This window comes from uncultured Methylobacterium sp. (genome assembly GCF_964251405.1).
GTDB lineage: Bacteria > Pseudomonadota > Alphaproteobacteria > Rhizobiales > Beijerinckiaceae > Methylobacterium.
The window spans coordinates 4,201-24,379 of the sequence record NZ_CAXUJR010000025.1 but is presented as its reverse complement, the minus strand read 5'-3'; the positions used below and the strand labels follow the sequence as shown (position 1 = coordinate 24,379).

The 20,179-nt window shown below is 68.3% G+C and carries 20 protein-coding genes; 6 read left to right on the top strand and 14 right to left on the bottom strand.

Going from position 1 to position 20,179, the window contains the following annotated elements:
• Window positions 1-64: 64 nt before the first annotated feature.
• The 6 genes from rpoN to ACFE7U_RS07020 form a co-directional block, all read right to left on the bottom strand.
• Window positions 65-1,627, bottom strand: a complete 1,563-nt coding sequence (rpoN, locus tag ACFE7U_RS07045) for an RNA polymerase factor sigma-54 (RefSeq protein WP_375409017.1) — start codon at window positions 1,625-1,627, stop codon at window positions 65-67.
• Window positions 1,628-1,954: 327 nt separating this feature from the next.
• Window positions 1,955-2,818, bottom strand: coding sequence for an LPS export ABC transporter ATP-binding protein (gene lptB, locus ACFE7U_RS07040; RefSeq protein WP_375409038.1), 864 nt, complete (start codon window positions 2,816-2,818; stop codon window positions 1,955-1,957).
• A gap of 44 nt (window positions 2,819-2,862) precedes the next feature.
• Window positions 2,863-3,612, bottom strand: a complete 750-nt coding sequence (locus ACFE7U_RS07035; protein WP_375409016.1) for an LptA/OstA family protein — start codon at window positions 3,610-3,612, stop codon at window positions 2,863-2,865.
• Window positions 3,609-4,343, bottom strand: a complete 735-nt coding sequence (locus tag ACFE7U_RS07030; protein ID WP_375409015.1) for a lipopolysaccharide-assembly, LptC-related protein — start codon at window positions 4,341-4,343, stop codon at window positions 3,609-3,611. The genes ACFE7U_RS07035 and ACFE7U_RS07030 overlap by 4 nt, the downstream gene beginning before the upstream one ends.
• A 170-nt stretch (window positions 4,344-4,513) precedes the next feature.
• Window positions 4,514-5,140 (bottom strand): ribonuclease D, encoded by a 627-nt coding sequence (locus ACFE7U_RS07025; RefSeq protein ID WP_375409037.1) that lies wholly within the window; start codon window positions 5,138-5,140, stop codon window positions 4,514-4,516.
• A gap of 121 nt (window positions 5,141-5,261) precedes the next feature.
• Entirely contained in the window at window positions 5,262-5,654 is a 393-nt protein-coding gene (locus tag ACFE7U_RS07020; protein ID WP_375409014.1) for a ComEA family DNA-binding protein, read from the bottom strand.
• Window positions 5,655-6,015: 361 nt separating this feature from the next.
• Here ACFE7U_RS07020 and rpmF point away from each other — a divergent pair, with 361 nt between their 5' ends.
• The gene (gene rpmF, locus ACFE7U_RS07015; protein ID WP_003601373.1) at window positions 6,016-6,204 is read left to right on the top strand and encodes a 50S ribosomal protein L32; all 189 of its coding nucleotides are present in this window, start codon (window positions 6,016-6,018) and stop codon (window positions 6,202-6,204) included.
• Between the two features lie 64 nt (window positions 6,205-6,268).
• Here rpmF and ACFE7U_RS07010 read toward each other — a convergent pair whose 3' ends face one another.
• The gene (locus ACFE7U_RS07010) at window positions 6,269-6,511 is read right to left on the bottom strand and encodes a hypothetical protein (RefSeq protein ID WP_375409013.1); all 243 of its coding nucleotides are present in this window, start codon (window positions 6,509-6,511) and stop codon (window positions 6,269-6,271) included.
• A 124-nt stretch (window positions 6,512-6,635) separates the two neighbouring features.
• The gene (gene phaR, locus ACFE7U_RS07005; RefSeq protein ID WP_375409012.1) at window positions 6,636-7,241 is read right to left on the bottom strand and encodes a polyhydroxyalkanoate synthesis repressor PhaR; all 606 of its coding nucleotides are present in this window, start codon (window positions 7,239-7,241) and stop codon (window positions 6,636-6,638) included.
• 292 nt (window positions 7,242-7,533) lie between these two features.
• Here phaR and ACFE7U_RS07000 point away from each other — a divergent pair, with 292 nt between their 5' ends.
• The 3 genes from ACFE7U_RS07000 (at window position 7,534) to ACFE7U_RS06990 (ending at window position 10,581) form a co-directional block, all read left to right on the top strand.
• Window positions 7,534-8,715: an acetyl-CoA C-acetyltransferase gene (locus tag ACFE7U_RS07000; protein ID WP_375409036.1), complete on the top strand. Its 1,182-nt coding sequence runs from the start codon at window positions 7,534-7,536 to the stop codon at window positions 8,713-8,715.
• 137 nt (window positions 8,716-8,852) lie between these two features.
• Window positions 8,853-9,581, top strand: coding sequence for an acetoacetyl-CoA reductase (phbB, locus tag ACFE7U_RS06995; RefSeq protein WP_375409011.1), 729 nt, complete (start codon window positions 8,853-8,855; stop codon window positions 9,579-9,581).
• Window positions 9,582-9,639: 58 nt separating this feature from the next.
• Window positions 9,640-10,581, top strand: coding sequence for a DMT family transporter (locus tag ACFE7U_RS06990; protein ID WP_375409010.1), 942 nt, complete (start codon window positions 9,640-9,642; stop codon window positions 10,579-10,581).
• On the opposite strand, the gene ACFE7U_RS06985 is transcribed toward ACFE7U_RS06990, so the two are convergent.
• Genes ACFE7U_RS06985 through ACFE7U_RS06975 form a run of 3 tightly spaced genes read right to left on the bottom strand, consistent with a single transcriptional unit; the run spans window position 10,523 to window position 11,987 of the window.
• Entirely contained in the window at window positions 10,523-10,963 is a 441-nt protein-coding gene (locus ACFE7U_RS06985) for a cupin domain-containing protein (RefSeq protein ID WP_375409009.1), read from the bottom strand. The two genes, ACFE7U_RS06990 and ACFE7U_RS06985, sit on opposite strands and share 59 nt — an antisense overlap.
• 11 nt (window positions 10,964-10,974) lie before the next feature.
• The gene (locus ACFE7U_RS06980) at window positions 10,975-11,697 is read right to left on the bottom strand and encodes a hypothetical protein (protein ID WP_375409008.1); all 723 of its coding nucleotides are present in this window, start codon (window positions 11,695-11,697) and stop codon (window positions 10,975-10,977) included.
• An 11-nt stretch (window positions 11,698-11,708) separates the two neighbouring features.
• A complete protein-coding gene (locus ACFE7U_RS06975) occupies window positions 11,709-11,987 on the bottom strand; it encodes a hypothetical protein (protein WP_375409007.1) in 279 nt (92 codons plus the stop codon).
• A gap of 288 nt (window positions 11,988-12,275) precedes the next feature.
• Here ACFE7U_RS06975 and ACFE7U_RS06970 point away from each other — a divergent pair, with 288 nt between their 5' ends.
• Entirely contained in the window at window positions 12,276-15,176 is a 2,901-nt protein-coding gene (locus ACFE7U_RS06970; protein WP_375409035.1) for a phosphoenolpyruvate carboxylase, read from the top strand.
• Between the two features lie 93 nt (window positions 15,177-15,269).
• Here ACFE7U_RS06970 and ACFE7U_RS06965 read toward each other — a convergent pair whose 3' ends face one another.
• From ACFE7U_RS06965 to ACFE7U_RS06955, 3 genes are all read right to left on the bottom strand, one after another.
• Window positions 15,270-16,355: an HD-GYP domain-containing protein gene (locus ACFE7U_RS06965; RefSeq protein ID WP_375409006.1), complete on the bottom strand. Its 1,086-nt coding sequence runs from the start codon at window positions 16,353-16,355 to the stop codon at window positions 15,270-15,272.
• A gap of 520 nt (window positions 16,356-16,875) precedes the next feature.
• Window positions 16,876-17,283: a PAS-domain containing protein gene (locus ACFE7U_RS06960; RefSeq protein ID WP_375409005.1), complete on the bottom strand. Its 408-nt coding sequence runs from the start codon at window positions 17,281-17,283 to the stop codon at window positions 16,876-16,878.
• A 10-nt stretch (window positions 17,284-17,293) separates the two neighbouring features.
• Window positions 17,294-18,028, bottom strand: a complete 735-nt coding sequence (locus ACFE7U_RS06955) for a YggS family pyridoxal phosphate-dependent enzyme (RefSeq protein WP_375409004.1) — start codon at window positions 18,026-18,028, stop codon at window positions 17,294-17,296.
• A gap of 163 nt (window positions 18,029-18,191) precedes the next feature.
• Here ACFE7U_RS06955 and leuS point away from each other — a divergent pair.
• Window positions 18,192-20,179, top strand: a 1,988-nt coding sequence (leuS, locus tag ACFE7U_RS06950; protein WP_375409003.1) for a leucine--tRNA ligase, incomplete at its 3' end; no start/stop codon positions are given.

Here is a 20,179-nt window from a genome sequence, read left to right as displayed (position 1 = left end):
CCCACCGCATATCAGGTCCCTCAACAGTTAACACACGCTTACCGTGTGACGCCGTCGCGCTGTCTCAACGTGCGTAGGCGAAATGCTCGCGCCGACGCTCGATGGATGACGGAATCCGCAACGACTCGCGGTACTTCGCGACGGTGCGCCGGGCGATGTCGATGCCTTCGTCGCGCAGCCGCTGGACGAGGGCGTCGTCCGAGAGCACGTCGCCCGGCGCCTCGCCGTCGACGAGTTGCTTGATGCGGTGACGCACGGCTTCCGACGAATGTGCGGCGGTGCCGGCCGCACCCGGGATCGCCGCGGTGAAGAAGTACTTCATCTCGAGGGTGCCGCGGCTGGTGCCGATCGACTTGTTCGAGGTCACCCGGGACACGGTCGATTCGTGCATGCCGATCGCCTCGGCCACGGTCTTGAGGTTCAATGGGCGCAAATGCGCCACCCCATGCAGGAAGAATGCATCCTGCTGGCGCACGATCTCCGAGGCGACCTTGAGGATGGTGCGGGCGCGCTGTTCGAGGCTGCGGGTCAGCCAGTTCGCGGTCTGCAGGCATTCGGACAGAAAGGCCTTGTCGCCCTCCGCCGTCGCCCCGCGCGAGACCCGGGCGTAATAGCTCTGGTTCACGAGCACCCGGGGCAGCGCCTCGGCGTTGAGTTCCACGAGCCAGGAGCCGTCGGGCGCGGCGCGCACGAACACGTCGGGAATCAGCACCTCCACGGCACGCGAGCCGAAGGCGCGCCCAGGCTTCGGGTCGAGGCGGCGCAGCTCGGCCAGCATCTCGACGAGGTCCTCGTCGTCGACGCCGCACAGGCGGCGCAGGCTGGGGAAATCGCGCTTGGCCACAAGGTCGAGGCGCGAGACCAGGGCCTGCATTGCCGGGTCGTAGCGGTCCTTGTCGCGCAGCTGGATGCTGAGGCATTCGGCCAGATCCCGCGCGGCGATGCCGGGCGGGTCGAAGGTCTGGATCAGCTTGAGCACCCGCGCAACGGTGTCGAGGCTGGTGCCGAGCCGTTCGGCGAGCTCGTCGATGGCCTCGCGCAGGTAGCCGGCATCGTCCACGGCATCGATCAGAAACCCGCCGATGAGGCGGTCGGCGGGGTCCCGCGTGGCGAGTTCGAGCTGGGCGCTCAGGTGGTCGCGCAGCGAGATCTCGGAGGTCAGGGTCGCCTCGAAATCGGGAGCGTCGCCGTCGAAGCTGCCACCGGCGTTTCCGTAGGGCGCCGGCGTCAGGGACAGCATGTCCCCACCCGTGGGCGCCTCGCGGGCGGTGGTCGGGTTGTCGTCGGCGAAGACATTGTCGAGGCGGGTGTCGAGGTCGCCCTCGATTTGAGACTGGCTGGCGCCGAGTTCGGTGGCGATCCAGGGCTCGGCATCGCCACCTTCGAAGGATTCGGTCTCGAACGAGTCGCCTTGCCCCGGCGTCTCGGGAACCGCATCGGCACCCCGCCTCTCCGGATCCACCTCGCCCTCGACCCGCTCCAGGAGCGGGTTGCGCTCGAGCTCGGCGTCGACATAGGCGGCCAGATCGAGCTGGGAGAGTTGAAGGAGCTTGATCGCCTGCAGGAGCTGTGGCGTCATCACCAGGGCCTGGCCCTGACGCATCTCCAGCCGTTGCAGCAGACTCATGGCTTGGCCTCGACCCTTGCGAACACCTCGGCTCGACAGCCCGCTTCAAGCGCGGCGATCCGTCGGCATATTTCTTGCTTCTTTTCGTCCCCTCTAGGTCTAGCCCCATCGAGCCGAGACGTCAAAGCGCCTCTCTGTCGATATCCCGTCGCGAATGATTGCGTGGTTTGCATGCCACGGGCCCGCTGAGGACAGTCCCCTCGGCGGCCTGATCGGATCTGAGGTCTGACGAGGCGATCCACGCAGCCGCGCCGGCATCCTGCGACAGGCTTCGTTAACGAGCCGGCATCGCTTGGAGTCGGAACGGCGCGTTAGGGCCGGAAATCCTCACAGCCGGAAGTCCTCGCCGAGATAGAGCCGGCGGGCATCCTCGTTGGCGACGATCTCGGCAGGCGTGCCCTCGGTGAGGATGCGGCCGGAATGGGCGATGTAGGCGCGGTCGATGAGCCCCAGCGTCTCGCGCACGTTGTGGTCGGTGATGAGGACGCCGATGCCGCGCTGCTTGAGGTGCTTGACGAGGTCTTGGATGTCGCCGACCGCGATCGGGTCGATGCCGGCGAAGGGCTCGTCGAGCAGCATGAAGCTCGGGGACGAGGCCAGTGCCCGCGCGATCTCGCAGCGCCGCCGCTCGCCGCCCGACAGGGCGATGGAGGGCGATTTGCGCAGGCGCGCGATGTCGAACTCCTCCAGGAGCGCGTCGAGCTTGCGCTCGCGCTCCCGCTTGTCGGGCTCGACCATCTCCAGCACCGCGCGGATGTTGTCCTCGACGGAGAGGCCACGGAAGATCGAGGCCTCCTGCGGCAGGTAGCCGATGCCGAGCCGCGCCCGCTGGTACATCGGCAGGTGGGTGATCGGAAGGCCGTCGAGGCTGATCGAGCCGCGATCGGCCGAGACCAGTCCGGTGATCATGTAGAAGATCGTGGTCTTGCCGGCCCCGTTCGGCCCGAGCAGCCCCACCGCCTCGCCATTGCGCACCGTGAGGCCCGCCTCGTGCACCACCGTGCGCGAGCCGTAGCTCTTGCGCAGTCCGCGCACCGCCAGGATGCCAGGGCCGCCGCCATCCTCGGACAAGTCCTGGTCGGCGGCGTCATGTCGGGCCGGCGTATCGGCGGCCCTGCGACCGCGGCCGAACAGCCGGCCGATCAGCGACGGAGCCCGGACGGCGGCGGGCGCCGTGACCCGTCCGACGATCCGTGTCGGGGCGGCGTCGCCGGCGGATGGCTGCAGGGCGGCGCTCAATTGGCCTGCGCCCGGGGCTTGCCGGACGCCGCCTCCGCCGGGGCTGGCTTCGGCGCGGGCCGGGCGACGGCGGGTTGGGCGCAGCCCTTCGCGCCGTCCTCCTTCTGCGGCACGAACAGGGCGGAGACGCGCCCGCCCGCCACTGGGTCCATGTTGGCCCGTCCGGTATTCATGTCGTAGACGAGCCGCGAGCCGCGGGTGACGTTCTGGCACTGGCTGAGCACGACGTTGCCGGTCACCACGATGCGCTTGGCCTCCTGGTCGAACACGGCGCTGTCGCCCGTGGCAACCTGGTCCTTCTGCACCACCGTCACCGGCCCGGCGCATTCGACTCGCTGGATGCCGTTCTCGCCCATCCCGCCGGCCGATCTCGGGGCCTCGGCCTCGGGCGCTTCGGCCGTGTCGCCCTTCTGCTTGTCGCCCTTCTCCTTGCCGCGCTTGTACCGCACGGTCATGGTCGAGCACCGGATGGTGCTGTCGCCCTGCACCGCCACGACGTTGCCGGCGAAGATCGCCTTGTTCTCGCGGTCGAACACGTCGAGCCGGTCGGCGTCGATCTTGATGGGTTCCTTGCCGCCGCCAAGCCCGCCGCCAAGTCCCCCGAGCGCGCCGCCGCGCTCCTTCTTGGCCTGGGCCGCGGGCGGAGGGGTCGGCGTCGCCTGAGCGAGGGCCGCTGTCCCGGCGAAAAGACCGGCCACGGCCAGTGCGCGAACGCCCGTCACAGAGAACACGCGCAGGGCCGTCATGGCCGGCCCTCGGCGGGCGCAGCGTCCGAGGTCCGAACGCGCAGCCCTTCGGCCTTCCGCGCGGGGTCGCCGGCGTGGAATTCGGTCTGCACGTTGCCGATGAAGGAGATGACCCGGCCGTTATCGACGACCTCGAGGCTGTCGGCCGTCACCGATCCGCTCGGGACCGTCACCACCACGGTCTCGCGGGAGGTGATGCCGCCGGTCTTGAAATCGACGGCCGCCGATTTCAGGCGCACCTCCTCGCCCTTGTCGGTCCAGAGCCGGATGTCGCGGTCGAGGGTCAGCGATTCCTTGGCCGTGTCGAACAGCCCCGTCGCGGCCTCGATATGGGCGAGCCCGCCCTTGTCGTCTGTCTCGATGCGGCCCTTCATGGCCTGAAGCTCGATCAGCGTCGGCTTGCGCACGTCCTGGAGGGCAGCGGTGGCGGTGACCTCGTAGCCACGCGCGTCCTTGCGGAAGCCGGACAACCGGGGGCTCTCCATCTTCACCTTGGTGCCCGAGAGGCTGACCGGCCCGATCGTGACGCCGGGCGCGATCCGCCCGAACGGGTTGAACAGCGTGAAGGCCGCGAGCGACCCGAGCGACAGGATCGCCGCGGCCGGGATCAGGATGCGCAGCCGGCGGACGCGGGCGCTGTGGTTGCGCGCCCGGGCATGGACGCGATGACGCGACGCGTCGCCTCGCGCGTCGCCCAGCCCCGTCGTCCCGATGGCGTCGAGCCCCTGCATGAATGCCCTGAGAAGAACCGGCGCGGATTGCGGTGCCGCGGGGCCGGGCCTGTCCCGGTCGTCCGCGGATGCGCGCGTGCGGTGGCGAAGTTATGGCCTTCTGGTTGAGGAATGATCAATCATGATCCGTCGCGCATGTGCGGGCGCGCACGGATCCTCGAAGTGCCCGACTACGTATGCGCGAAGATGTCGGTGTCCGGCCAGCCGGCGAGGTCGAGGCGGGCGCGGGTGGGCAGGAAGTCGAAGCAGCTCCGTGCCAGGTCGGTGCGCCCTTCGCGCGCCAGCATGGCGTCCAGCCGGGTGCGGGCGGCGTGGAGGTGGAGCACGTCGGAGGCCGCGTAATCGACCTGCGCCTGGCTCAGGGTCTCGGCGCCCCAATCGGAGGATTGCTGCTGCTTGGAGAGGTCGACGCCGACGAGTTCGCGGACCACGTCCTTGAGGCCGTGCCGGTCGGTATAGGTGCGGGCGAGTTTCGAGGCGACCTTGGTGCAGTAGACCGGCGCCGGCATCACGCCGAGCGCCCGGAACAGCACCGCGAGGTCGAACCGGGCGAAGTGGAAGATCTTCACCACCCCCGGATCCACCAGCACACGCTTGAGCGTTTCGGGTGGGGGCCCGCCGGGCACGATCTGAACGATGTCGGCCTCGCCGTCGCCGCGCGAGATCTGCACGACGCAGAGCCGGTCCCGATGCGGGTTGAGCCCCAGCGTCTCGGTGTCGATGGCGATGGCCGGACCCGGCTCGTAGGCGGCAGGAAGGTCGCCGCGATGGACGCGGGTGATCGGCTGAGGCGGCATAAGAGTGGTTCTGCGCTCGGATCGCGCCGTCATGCGGCTGGTTCGGCGCCTAACATCCCGGCCCAGGGCGGACAAGGTCGGCCCGCTGGCGGCAGGCCGACCCGTTCGGAGGATTCGCGCCTCACTTCTGCTTGGCGATGACCTTGTCCTTGATGCCGGCATAGACGCTCTCGGACAGGATGCTCTTCGAGACGAGTTCGTCCTTGCCCTTGTAGGGGCGTCCCTTGATGATCGCCGCCGATCGGGCCGCGCCGATGCCGGGCAGGGCGTCTAGTTCGGCGGCGCTGGCGCTGTTGAGGTCGATCAGGGCAGTCTTGGCCGTGTCTGCTTTGGCAGCCGCCGGTTTTGCGGCCTCCGGCATGGTCGGGGCCTTGGGCGGGGCGACGGGTGCCACCGTCGGCGCCGTCGGCCCGGGCTTCGTCGCCGGGACGGACGGGCTCGGCGTCTGCGCGAGGGCGGGGAAGGCCGCCAAGCAGGCGAAGACGGTCATTTTGCGCAGAAGCGAAGTCGTCATGGAGATCTCCCGAGCGGCAGCATGGTCTCGACGCCGAGCCGCCAGATCATCATGAAGCACTTCGCTGCTTGAACCCAGGCTTAACGATCTGCATTGCAGGTGAAGACGCCCGGCGAGGTCAGAGCCATCGCACGAGGACCGAGGCGCGTTCCCGATCGCGTGTCGCCATCGCGACCCTTTCGATGTTTCTCATGATGCGTCGGCGCTCGCGATCGGTTCGGACGATCCGGCGACGGGTCTAGCCAGGGGCGCCGTGCCGCGCTATACGGCCGGCATCGAATCTCCGTTTGAACACGGTGCCGAGGTGGCCTTCTCCAGGGAGGCTCGCTCGCGCGCCCTTTTGCCGTAGCAGGACCACGTCATGGCCGTTCCGAAGCGTAAGACCTCCCCCTCGCGGCGCGGCATGCGCCGATCCGCCGACGCCCTCAAGGCTCCGACCTATGTCGAGGACAAGGATTCGGGCGAGCTGCGCCGTCCCCACCACATCGACCTGAAGACCGGCATGTACCGGGGCCGTCAGGTTCTCAAGGTGAAGTCGGCCGAGGCCTAAAGCCGGGCTTTTCCCGTCGCGTCTCGCGACGGGGCTTATCCCACTAGTTCGTTCGGACGATCCGTCAGAGCCGCACCCGCGCCGTTTCGGCATAGCGGGCTGCGGCTTCTTGCGTTCGATCGATGCGGGATGGTCGGAGCGTCGGGTCGGCACTCACGATGAGCTGGGCCAGGAAGCTCGCCAGCGGACGACCCCGCAGCAGCGCCACGGGCCTTTCCGCCCGGTCGCCGTTCAGAACCTCGCCATGCAGGACGAGGGCACGCGCCTGTGCCGTATCGGAACGTCGGTCTGTCTCAGGGTGCCACATCGCATCCGCCTTCCGCAGGGATCGCGGTGGGATGCGCAAGGCTTGGGCCGACGTTAACCTTTCGTCAACCTGTTGATCTGCCGCGAGACGGCACGCCGTCCGAATCGGCCCGTGGCCTGCTCGCCTACTTCTTGGCGAGATCCTCGAGCCGGGACTGCATCTCGGCCATCTGGCGCTTGAGGTCGTCGAGGTCGGTGCCGGCGCCGGGTTGCGCAGCCGTGACCTGAGGCACGGCCGGCGACGTGTTCATGCCTGAGAGCGGCCCGGTGCCGAAGGCCGTGAACATCTTCATGGCATCGCCGAAGAAGTTCATGTTGGCGCGGACCTGCTCCTCCAGGGCGTTCTGGAACACGCTCGGTCCGAAGCTCTGGGTCATCTTCTCGCGAAGCCCTTCCTTGTCGCTGGCGAAGTTGGCCATCGAGAATTCAAGGAAGCTCGGCACCATCGTGCGCATGCTGTCGCCGTAGAAGCGGATGAGCTGGCGCAGGAACGCCACCGGTAGGAGGTTGTCTTCCCCGGCCTTGTTCTCCTGCTCGAAGATGATCTGCGTCAGCACCGAGCGGGTGATGTCGTCGCCCGAGCGCGCGTCGTAGACGAGGAAGTCCTCGCCGCCCTGGACCATGCCCGCGAGGTCTTCGAGGGTGACGTAGGTCGAGGTCCCGGTGTGGTAGAGACGCCGGTTGGCGTATTTCTTGATGACCGTATTATGGGCCTTGCCGTTGTCCGCCATCTGCGGCTGCTCCCGACGCAATCTCTCCCTCGCCCGGTCGTTTCGGCCGGCATGGATGCGTGTCCTGGGATCGACCTTAAGGCTTTCGTCCGGCGACGAAAACAGCAATCTGGCACCCGTCCACGCAGAATAGTGCCGAAGCCTTCCTAGGGCGCCGGGACCGGCACGGCTGGTCGACCGAGACGGCGCTTGACTTACACAGGTCGAGGGCTTTCATCCGATGAACGGCATAAGCGCGCACGCCCTCGACGGCGTCATCGCAGCGCTGACGGACATCGAGGAGACACGTATCATGGCAGCAGAAGACATCGTCATCGTCGGTGCGGCGCGCACCGCCGTCGGCTCGTTCGGAGGGGTCTTCAACACGGTCCCGGCCCACGATCTCGGCGCCGTCGCGATCAAGGCCGCCCTGGAGCGGGCCGGCGTCTCGCCGGACGACGTCGACGAGGTGATCTTCGGCCAGGTGCTCACTGCGGGCGCCGGACAGAACCCGGCCCGTCAGGCCGCGATCAAGGCCGGCATCCCCGAGAAGGCGACCGCCTGGGGCGTCAACCAGGTCTGCGGCTCGGGCCTGCGCACCGTCGCCATCGGCATGCAGCAGATCGCTAACGGCGACGCCACGGTCATCGTGGCCGGCGGCCAGGAATCCATGTCGCTCTCCCCTCATGCGCAGTACCTGCGCGGCGGCCAGAAGATGGGCGACGTCAAGCTCGTCGACACCATGATCAAGGACGGCCTTTGGGACGCCTTCAACGGCTACCACATGGGCACCACCGCGGAGAACGTGGCCCAGCAGTGGCAGCTCACCCGCGAGGAGCAGGACACGTTCGCGACGCACTCGCAGAACAAGGCCGAGGCCGCCCGCAAGGAAGGCCGCTTCAAGGAGGAGATCTGTCCCGTCACCGTGCCGGGCAGGAAGGGCGACACCATCGTCGACACCGACGAGTACATCCGCGACGGCGCCACGGTCGAGGCCATGGCCAAGCTGAAGCCCGCCTTCTCGAAGGACGGCACCGTGACGGCTGCCAACGCCTCGGGTCTCAACGACGGGGCCGCCGCGATCGTGCTGATGTCGGCGTCCGAGGCCGAGCGCCGGGGCATCACGCCGCTCGCCAGGATCGTCTCCTGGGCGACGTCCGGCGTCGATCCGAAGATCATGGGCACCGGCCCGATCCCGGCCTCGCGCAAGGCCCTCGACAAGGCCGGCTGGAAGCCTTCCGACCTCGACCTCGTCGAGGCCAACGAGGCCTTCGCGGCGCAGGCCCTCGCGGTGAACAAGGACATGGGCTGGGACACCGGCAAGGTGAACGTCAATGGCGGCGCCATCGCCATCGGCCACCCGATCGGCGCATCCGGCGCCCGCGTCCTCGTCACGCTCCTGCACGAACTGAAGCGCCGCGACGCCAAGAAGGGCCTCGCCACCCTGTGCATCGGCGGCGGCATGGGTGTCGCCATGTGCGTCGAGCGGGTGTGACGGCGATCTCCCGACGGCGTCGGGAAATCTTGAGGCCGGTCGAAATTTAATACGGTGGGCGCGGCGGCCGGAGACGGTTAGACCCGCCCCGAACCCCACGATACGACCAAAAAACTCAAGAAATTCAGGAGGAAACCATGTCCCAGCAACGTGTTGCCCTCGTCACGGGCGGAACCCGCGGGATCGGCGCAGCGATCTCGAACGGACTCAAGGCCAAGGGTCACAAGGTCGCCGCCAACTATGGCGGCAACGACGAGGCGGCCGCCGCCTTCAAGGCCGAGACCGGCATCCCGGTCTTCAAGTTCGACGTCGGCGATGCGGCCGCCTGCGAGGCGGGGATCAAGGCCGTCGAGGCCGAACTCGGCCCCATCGACATCCTCGTGAACAACGCCGGCATCACCCGCGACGGCGCCTTCCACAAGATGACCTTCGACAAGTGGCAGGCGGTCATCAAGACCAACCTCGATTCGATGTTCACCTGCACGCGCCCGGTGATCGAGGGCATGCGCTCGCGCGGGTTCGGCCGCATCATCCTGATCTCGTCGATCAACGGCCAGAAGGGCCAGGCCGGACAGACCAACTATTCGGCGGCCAAGGCCGGCGTGATCGGCTTCGCCAAGGCCCTCGCCCAGGAGAGTGCCTCGAAGGGCATCACCGTCAACGTGATCGCGCCGGGCTACATCGCCACCGACATGGTGATGGCGGTCGCCGAGGACATCCGCAACAAGATCATCTCGACGATCCCCGTGGGTCGCCTCGGCGAGGCGGAAGAGATCGCCCGCGCGGTGGAATACCTCGCCGCCGAGGATTCGGGCTTCATCACGGGCTCGACGCTGACGATCAACGGCGCCCAGTACATCGCCTGATGCCGTTTCGCGAGACGGCCAGCCGCGGCGGGCCGTCTCGCTCATCCTCATGCCCGCGATGACGCCTGCCAGAGCGACATGGACCGGCTCGGGCGCCATCGTCCTGTGGTCGTTGCTCGCCCTGTTCACGGCGGCCTCCGGCACGGTGCCGCCGTTCCAGCTCGCCGCGATGACCTTCGCGCTCGGCGGACTTCTCGGTTGCGCAACCTGGCTCGTCCGTCCCGCGGGCATGAGGGCCCTGCGCCAGCCCTGGTGGGTCTGGGCGCTGGGGATCGGAGGGTTGTTCGGCTACCATGCCCTCTACTTCACCGCCCTGCGCCTCGCGCCGCCTGCGGAAGCCGGGCTTCTCAATTACCTCTGGCCCCTGCTGATCGTCCTGCTCTCGGCCGGTTTGCCGGGCGAAGCGGGGTTGCGGGCCGGCCACGTCGTCGGCGCCGTGCTCGGCCTCTGCGGGGTCGCCGCCCTGTTCGTGGGACGAGGCGACATTCACTTCGCGCCCGGCGCCATGCCGGGCTACCTCGCCTCCTTCGCCTGCGCCTTCGTCTGGGCGGGCTACTCGGTCCTCTCCCGCCGGGTCGGCGCGGTGCCGACCGATGCGGTGGCGGGCTTCTGCCTCGCCACGGCCGCGCTGAGCCTCCTCTGTCACCTCGTCCTCGAACGGACGGTCTGGCCCGCAGACGCGATGCAGTGGCTCGCCCTCGTCGCCCTCGGCCTAGGCCCGGTGGGTGCCGCCTTCTATCTCTGGGATGTCGGCGTGAAGCGGGGCGACATCCGCCTGCTCGGGGTCTGCTCCTACGCGGCGCCCGTCCTCTCGACCCTGATCCTCGTGGCTGCCGGCTATGCGCCGGCGACGCCCTCGCTCGCCCTCGCCTGCCTCCTCATCGTCGCCGGTGCCCTCGTCGCGGCACGGGCTGGACAGGGCGGACGGTCGCCATCCCGCATCATCCCCGCGGCGTCGGACGCCAATCGGGCGGGGCCATCTCGAACCCCTCGAAGCTGAAGGCCGGCGAGACCGTGCAGCTCACCAGCGTCCAGGCGCCGAGGCTGGTGGCGGTCTGCCAGTGGCCCGCCGGCACCACGACATGCGGATGCTGCCCGCGGGCGAGGTCGGGGCCGAGATAGCGTGCCTCGGCGTCGTGCCCGTTGGGGCTGAGCGTGATCACCATCGGCGCCCCCGCATGCCAGAACCAGATCTCGGAGGCGTCGACCCGGTGCCAGGCCGAGGTCTCGCCGACATCGAGGAGGTAGTAGATGGCACTCCCCACCGAGCGGCCGTCGACCTCGCGGGCATCGCGAAAGGTCTCGCGGTAATGGCCGCCTTCCGGGTGCGGCACGAGGCCGAGCCGGGCGATGACCTCTGCAGCCGTGAGGTTTGCCGTCATGCTCGTGCCTCCTATGGATTACCGGGGAGCGCGCCCTGCGGCAGCGACAGGCCCTTGGGGGCTTTCGGGGCCGCATTGCCGGCGGTCTCGCCGTCGGAACCGGCGGGCTTGCGCGGCTTGGCCTGGGGCTTCGCGTCGGGCTTGGGCTTCGCCCTGACCGGTTCCGGCTTCACGGGGGGCGCCTCGCTGCACTCCTTGAACGGCAGCCGCGCGAGGGCCTCGTTGGCCTCCGAGACGAGGTTGAGGGTGTCGGGAAGCAGCGTGAGAACCTCGTCCCACCGGATCGCACCGCCGAGGGTGGCTTCGAGAGCCTTGGGCGTGCCGCCGCGACGCAGGGCCGCGAGGTCCGGCCCGTAGGCGGTGGCGCCGCGATCGCTGACCACGACCTGCAGCACCCGTGTCGTCTCCGGCGTCAACGGCCGCAGGGGATTCTCCGCGGAGACGAGGCCCGAGCGGATCACCCAGATCGAGACGCCGGTCTCCGCGGCGTAGCGGGCCGGCTTGCCCTCGCAGAGCACGGTGAGGTTCGGGGGCGGGAGAGACTTCGCCACCGGTGCCGCCGCCATTCCCCCCGGGTTCGCGGTCCGCGGCTGTGCCGCCTTGGCCGCGGGTGGCGGACGCCGGGGCGGGGGCTTCTTCGGCGACGGCTCGGCCGCCGCACCGACCTCGACGTCCGAGACCTGAGCCGTGGCTGCCGCCGCCGTCATCAGCAAGGCCGCCATCGCGGCCGACATGGTCCGTCGCATCATCGCTCGGCGCCGCTGCCTAGCCGACGCGGTGTGGCGGGGTCCGGTATCCTCTCCGCTTCGATCGGTTCGAGGTCGAGCACCGCATTGCTGCGGTCGATCGGGCTCGGGAGCGGCTTCTCGAACTCCTCCAACACACCGTCCTCGCTGGCCTCGTGGATGGCGTCCTCGTGCGGCAGGCGCAGGGATGGCCGGCGGGAGCGCGCCGCCATCGCCGCCACCGTCACGCCGGAAACGGCGAGGGCCGCGACGGCGGCCAGGATCAGAACCATTTCCATGCCGACGACAGCGTTACCCCAGGATCGGGACCGTTGCACGCGCCGAACCGCCCCCTTAAGCGATCGCAGACCGGAGGCGGGACTCTCGGCACGGCGATGGCAACACCCTCGCGTCCCTGCCCCCCCGGCGGAACGGTCCTTGCGTCAGCGAGGGTCGAACCGGCACCAGCGGACGTTCGACAGAGGCATGAGACGCCACACGGATGTCTTCGTCGTCGTCTCATCATCGCGCCGCGCCCGGCATCGTCCGGCATCGTGTCGCGAAGCTCCTAAGGTCCATCGATGCGCATGCTCGACCGCAGCCCAGCCAACGGCACGCCCGACACCGGCATTCCCGATTCCGGGAGCCTGGAGCATGACCTCCTCCGCCTCATCGAGGAATCGCGCGAGCAATCGAGCGACGATCCCTTCCGCAATCCCGTCCTCGCCGTCACCCTCGCGATCACCCGGCGCCTGGACCGGGGCGAGATCGGCGAAAGCGACCTCGACGGATTGTTCGTCCGGCTCCGGGAGCAGTCCCTGGCCGAGCGTGCGGTCCGGCTGCGCGGCTATGTCGGCCTCGGCCAGGACGCGCCGGACGCGGCGATGCCCGCCCGCCTCGTCGCGGCGATCCCGAAGGGGCCGGCCGATTTCGAGACGTTTCGCGGTCTCGTGGACCGCACGAGCTTTGCCGTGGTGTTCACCGCGCACCCGACCTTCGGCATGCCCAAGGCGGTGGCCGCGCTGATCGCCAAGGCGGCGTCAGAACCCGACGCAGGCGCGCGCGCGCCCCTCGTGGCGGAAGCGGCGGCCCTCTCGACCCGGCCCGATCCCGGGATCAGCCTCGACGACGAGTTCGACCAAGCCTGCATCGCGGCCAATCACGGGCGTTCCGCGCTGGACGCCTTCAACGGTGCCGTCCTCGACGCGGCCCGGGGCCGCTGGCCAGACCGCTGGACGGAGCTCGTCCCGAAACCCTTCGCCATTGCGAGCTGGGTCGGCTGCGACACCGACGGGCGCACCGATATCGGCTGGTGGGACACCCTGCGCTACCGCATCGAATCGAAGCGGATGCAGCTCGACCGGCTGATGCGCAACCTTCCCGACGTGCCCGCGACCGGGGTGGTGCGGGAACTGGCGAAGGGGGCGCTTGCCGCCGTCAACCGCCAGCTCGCCGTGGCGCCGCGGCTCGGCACCAAGCCCTCGCTCGAGGCGGTCCACCGCTTCGCCCTCGCCCTCATCATCGAGCGCGAGCGCGCCCAGACCGATGCCGGCCCGATCCTGGCCGGGCTCGCCGGCGCCATCACCGCCGCGGACAATGACGACGACCGCCGCACCATCGCGGTTCTGCGCTCGGGCATCGCTGCGCACGGGCTTTCGAACGCCCTGCCGCATTTCCGGCTCAACGCCAGCCAGATCCACAACGCCGTGCGCCGGGTCATCGACCTCGAAGGCGAGCCCACCGACGCGGCTCAGCGCCGCTCGCATCTCGCCACCATCCACGCGCTCCTCAACGACGTGCAGCCGGTTGCGGTCGATTTCGGGGCGCTGGCCGCCGAGCGCGCCTCCGCCGCGCGGCTGATGATGACGATCACCCAGATCCTCAAGCACGTCGACGGTACCCATCCGGTGCGTTTCCTCATCGCCGAGACCGAGACCGGCTACACCCTGCTCGCCGCCCTGTGGCTCGCCCGCCATTACGGGATCGCCGACAAGGTCGAGATCACGCCGCTGTTCGAGACGGCGAGCGCGCTCGAACAGGGCATCCGCGTCCTCGACGACGCGCTGCGCAACCCGCATTGGCGGCAATACCTCAAGCGCATCGGCCGGCTCACCGTCCAGTTCGGCTATTCCGATTCCGGACGCTACGTCGGCCAGCTCGCCGCGAGCTTCTGGATCGAACGGCTGCGCTTGCGTCTGACCGAATTGCTGGCGCAGAACGACCTGTCCGGCATCGAGCTCGCGATCTTCGACACGCACGGCGAGTCGATCGGGCGCGGCGCCCATCCGACATCCTTGCGCGATCGCCTCGCCTACCTCGCCCCCGAGGATGCGCGCCGGCGCAACCGGTCCACGGGCATCAGGGTCCGCCTCGAATCGAGCTTCCAGGGCTCGGACGGCTACCTCATGTTCGGCACCCTTCCGCTGGCGACCGCCACGGTGGAGCGCATCGCCGAGCACGTCTTCGCCCTCGACATCGCCGACGAGGACGCGTTCGCCGACTACGTCCTCTCCGACGCGAGCGAGGGCGCGGACGAGACCGACGACCCAATCTACGCCGAAGCCGACTTCGCCACCGAGTTCTTCACGGTGGTGCGACAGGACATGGAGGCGCTGGTCGACGACCCCGGCTACGCCGCCCTCCTCGGCACATTCGGCCCGAGCCTCCTCGACCGCACCGGCTCGCGACCGGTGGCGCGCCAGTCCGACGGCGGCGGCCCGACCATGATCACCCATCCGCGCCAGATGCGGGCGATTCCCAACAACGCCATCCTGCACCAGCTCGGCTACCTCGCGAACTCGCTTCACGGCATGGGTCGCGCGGCGGGCCGCGCGCCCGACCTCTTTCGCGACATGCGCCGCGATTCGGTGCGCTTCAGCCGCGCCTTCCGCATGGTCCAGCACGCCTCCAACGTCAGCGACCTCGACGTGCTGCGCGCCTATATCGACACCCTCGACCCGGCGGTCTGGCTGGAGCGGGCGCGCCGCACCCAGCGCGACGCCCGCCGCGACGAGCTCGTGGTCATCGCCACCGCCCTCGAACGGCTCGACCTCGCGCCCAACCTGCGCCGCCTGTTCGGCCGTCTCACCTGCGACTGGCTGAGCCTGCACAGCGCCGCCCCGGATCTCGGCAAGATGTCGCCTCGCCTGACGCTGCTGCACGCGATCCGCCTCGCGCTGATCCACCGGATCTGGTTCCTGGCGGTGCACATCCCGGGCTTCCGGCCGCAATCGGGCATCACCCGCGAGGCCCTGATCGAGCGCTTCCTGCGCCTCGACGTGGAGGGGTGCCTGACGCTCTTGGAGGACATCTTCCCCGTCACCCCGGACCCGACCCTGGGCCTCAATTTCGGCGAACCGGCGGGTCCTCGCGATGTCGGCACCTACGAGTCGGAGCACACCACCCTGTTCGCCCCGATCGGCCGGTACTTCACGCGCGTGCGGGAAATCAGCGGGATGATCCAGCACGAGGTCGGGGCGTTCGGGTAGGCTGTGACCCGGTCAAGAAGGCTCGACGAGGGCGGCCGGCACTTCGGCAGGCCGAAAAGACCGGGACGCGATGGTGCCCTCGTGGATATCGGGTCACGCCGGCCCGACGCCCAACGGCTCCCCGGCGAGCGTGGCCACCGGCCGGAAGGCCTGGAGAAGATCCTTGTCGAGCTTCCCCGTCATGCCCTCCAGGATCGCGAAGCCCTCCTCGCTCGTCATCGGCTTCCTGTAGGGACGACGCTCGATCAAAGCGGCATAGATGTCGCAGATCGTCACGAGGCGGACGAGATCGGGAATGTCGGCGCCCCACAAGCCATCGGGATAGCCGGATCCGTCGAGATACTCGTGATGCGAGCGCACGACCGCGAGCATCTCCGCCCCGTAGCCTTGTCCGAGCAGCATCTCGTAGCCTAACGCCGCGTGGGTCTGCATGACCGTCCGCTCGTCGTCGGTGAGGTGCCCGGGCTTGTTGAGAATCGCATTCGGGATCCGGGATTTCCCGATATCGTGCAGCAGCGCGGCTTGTGTCACGCGGCGACAATCAGCGCGGCGAAAGCCGAGATGCTTCGCAAATCCAGCTGCCAAGTCCGCGACGAGCAGGCAGTGTTGATGCGTGGCGTCATCGAACCGCCAGATGACCTCGAGCCAGGTACGCACATCCGTCTTGCGGAGCGCCGACTCGATGAATTCGGCACCGGATGCGATGAGCCCAGCCTCGATGACACCACCGCTGCGGCCCATCTCGAAGATCCGGGTCAGGGCGTCGTCAGCCGAAGCCACGTCCGCCGCGATGGGTGTCGCCTGGTCGACCTCCTCGGCGAGCAAGGGCGAAAGAGCGCTGACGAGGTTGTAGGCTGCCTGATCGGCACGCAGGATACGGACCGCGCCCAGCGCGCGGGCATAGGCGTTTCCCCGTGGCGTATCTTCGTGCAGCAGACAGAGATAGGGCTCCCGATTGACGCGCAGGCGACCGAGGTGCGAGCGCAACGCCGCGACCGTCGACGCGCGCGCGAAGGAGACATCGCTGATGATCGCCCGCACCGTCCCGGAAGCCAGCCGTAGCTTGGCGTTCTCGGGGTCGAGCACATCGACGAGCAGGGTGGACCCGATCAGGTTGAGGTTTCGCGCGAATTGCCCGCCGCGAGCGAGCGTGTCCGTCAGCAGCACGAGGGTTTTCACGGCATACTCTTGGACAATTCTCTGTCCACTTGGTCATGCCGACCAGAATGATGCCGCCGAAGATCTTGCGCGGACGACGAGATTGTCCGGGCTCTCGAACGAAAGTTGCGACGTTGCTCGCGCAAGGGATCGCGCGAGGCAGGCAAGGACCGCCGAAGTAATCCGGGTCCTTCTCGTTCTCGACCGATAAGGGACATGCGGAGCTCAGCCTCCCGAGCGGCATCGGTCGCCTTCGCGACGGCTGCGGGCAGTTCAGTGCCTGGTGGAACGGATCGAGAAGGCACGGCTCGCCTCGTGAGGCCGTCGATCGGGCCGCGCTCTCCGCGGTGACGGGGTTCCATCCTGATAGGAGGGAGTTAATGAACTCTGTTTAGGAGTCCCGTCTGCGAGAGCGATTATTGTCTAATTGTTGTGCAGAGTTCCGTTCGAGAGATTAGATGGTCCTCAGAGATCCGATGCATGACCATGTGGCCAGTCTCGCTCGATCGGAATACGCACGCCACCCGGTGACGATGCGGCCTCAGCCTTCCATTCCCTCCTCCGAAACCTCGATCGTCCGTCCGTCCGCCAGGAGCCGCCGGTACGATCCAGGGACCGCCGCTTCGGCGGCGAGGCACGCCGTCGCCTCCTCGGCATCGAACATGTCGGAGAACCGCCGATTCTGGACCACGAGGCGATCCTCTGCATCGTACATCCGCAGGCCCAGCGTCATGTGGTCGAAAGCCGTCTCGAAGCGGGCATTCTGCGACGCGATCTCCACGTCGTAGCTCGACGCCTGCTGCGCCACCAACCTCTGGATGAACCCGAACTTCTCCGCGATGCTGTCCTGCATGGCGGAGAGCGCTTTGAGGAGGAGGCCGGTCTCGCTGAACGAGGCGAGAGCGACTTCGGGTCGGTCGGAACGCCATGGTATCGACGTCGACCGCATCGGGCGGATCTCACGTTTCCCGCACGCGGGCGGCATCCTCCCGTGCTTCCGAGCCCGCCCGCACACGCGCGCCGAAGATCGCCGTCCCCACCCGCACATGCGTCGCGCCCATCTGGATCGCGGCCTCATAATCCGCGCTCATGCCCATCGACAGGATCGGCAGCCCATGCCGTTCGGCGATGGCGGCGAGCAGCCCGAAATGGGCCGAGGGCGGATCGTCCGCCGGGGGAATACACATCAGACCCGAGATGGCGAGGCCGTGGTCGTCGCGGCACGAGGCAAGCAGCGCGTCCACTCCCGAAGGAGAGATGCCGCCCTTCTGCGGCTCGTCGCCGGTATTCACCTGCACGAGGAGCTTCGGGGTACGCCCGACGCGTGCGATCTCCTTGGCCAAGGCTGCCGCCAGGGAAAGCCTGTCGAGCCCGTGGATCACCTCGAACAGCTCCACCGCCTCGCGCGCCTTATTGGATTGCAGCGGCCCGACGAGGTGGAGCTCGACATCGGGAAAACGTTCGCGCAGTGCCGGCCACTTGGCCTTCGCTTCCTGCACGTAGTTCTCGCCGAAGATCCGCTGCCCGGCCTCGAGGGCCGGCAGGATGCCATCGGCCGCGATGGTCTTGGAAACGGCGACGAGGCCGATGGAGGCAGGATCGCGACCGCAATCGTCCGCGGCACGGCGGATCCCCTCACGGACCGCCATGAGGCCAGCCGCGACATCGGCGGTCGGCAGGTGGGTTTCGGCCATGATGCCTCCTGGCGATATGCGCGGCGCGGGGTCGATGCGGCAGTACCATCCATGACGTGCCCTGCAAGTGTGCTCCGAGCGCGCATGTGTTGACCCGCGGGTCTCCCGTGCTAGTCCCGCTCCTAACCTGCTTCAGATCAGAACCCGTGGCCGCGAATTGTCGATGACGACCTTGCCCAACCGCCCCGCACCGCCTGAGCGCTACAACGCCAAGGATGTCGAGCCGCGCTGGCAGGCGGCCTGGAACGAGGCCGGCATCGACCGCACCCGCAACGACGACCCGCGCCCGACCTATTACGTCTTGGAGATGTTTCCCTACCCCTCGGGCCGCATCCATATGGGCCATGTCCGCAATTATGCGATGGGCGACGTGGTGGCCCGCTACAAGCGCGCCAAGGGATTTAACGTTCTGCACCCGATGGGCTGGGACGCCTTCGGCCTGCCGGCCGAGAACGCCGCGATGGAACGCAAGGTCAACCCGCGCGACTGGACCTATGCCAACATCGCCAGCATGCGCGCGCAGTTGCAGGCGATGGGCCTGTCGCTCGACTGGAGCCGCGAGATCGCGACCTGCGATCCGGCCTATTACAAGCACCAGCAGCGCATGTTCCTCGACTTCCTGGACAAGGGACTCGTGACGCGCCGCACCGCCAAGGTGAACTGGGACCCGGTCGACCACACGGTGCTGGCCAACGAGCAGGTCATCGACGGGCGCGGCTGGCGCTCGGGCGCCGTGGTCGAGCAGCGCGAGCTGACCCAATGGTTCTTCAAGATCACCGACTTCGCGCAGGACCTCTACGACGCCCTCGACGGGCTCGATCGTTGGCCGGAGAAAGTCCGGGTCATGCAGAAGAACTGGATCGGCCGATCGGAAGGGCTCGTGGTCCGTTTCGCACTGAACGCGCGCGAAGGCGAGATCGAGGTCTATACCACGCGCCCCGACACCCTCTTCGGCGCGAAGTTCCTGGCGGTCGCCGCGGACCATCCGATCGCGACCGAGGCCGCGCTGGCGAGCCCCGACCTGCAGGGCTTCATTGCCGAATGCCGTCGCACCGGCACGGCCCAGGCGGCGATCGACACGGCCGAGAAACTCGGCTTCGACACCGGGTTGAAGGTCCGCCACCCCCTCGACCCGTCCTGGCTGCTGCCGGTCTACATCGCGAACTTCGTGCTGATGGAGTACGGCACCGGCGCCGTGTTCGGCTGCCCGGCCCACGACCAGCGCGACCTCGATTTCGCGAACAAGTATGGGCTCGGCAACACCCCCGTGGTCTGCCCCGAAGGCGTGAGGGCCGACGACTTCGTCGTCACCGACACCGCCTATGACGGCGACGGGCGCATGATCAATTCGCGCTTCCTCGACGACATGACCACCGACGAGGCGTTCAAGGCGGTGGCCAACCGCCTCGAAGAGGAGGTCGTCGCAGGCGCGCCGATCGCATCGCGAAAAGTGCAGTTCCGCCTGCGCGACTGGGGCGTGTCGCGCCAGCGCTACTGGGGCTGCCCGATCCCGATCATCCATTGCGACGCCTGCGGAGCCGTGCCGGTGCCGGCAGCCGATCTGCCGGTGACCCTGCCGGAGGAGGTCTCCTTCGACGTGCCGGGCAACCCGCTGGAGCGCGATCACGCCTGGCGCAATGTCCCCTGCCCGGCCTGCGGCGCGCCGGCCCGTCGCGAGACGGACACGATGGACACCTTCGTGGATTCGTCCTGGTATTACGCCCGCTTCACCGCGCCCTGGCTCACCGACGCTCCCACCGATCCGGAGGCAGTGAAGAGCTGGCTGCCGGTGAACCAGTATATCGGCGGCGTCGAGCACGCGATCCTGCATCTGCTCTATGCGCGCTTCTTCATGCGGGCGATGAAAGCCACCGGCTGGTCCAGCGTATCGGAACCCTTCGACGGGCTCTTCACCCAAGGCATGGTCGTCCACGAGACGTACAAGGACGGCGCCGGAGCCTGGGTGCCGCCGGGGGAGATCCGCTTCGAGACGACGGGCGGCGAGCGCGAAGCGTTCCACGTGAAAACAGGCGATCCGATCACCATCGGCGCCATCGAGAAGATGTCGAAGTCGAAGAAGAACGTAGTCGACCCCGACGACATCATCGCGAGCTACGGTGCCGACACCGCCCGCTGGTTCATGCTCTCCGA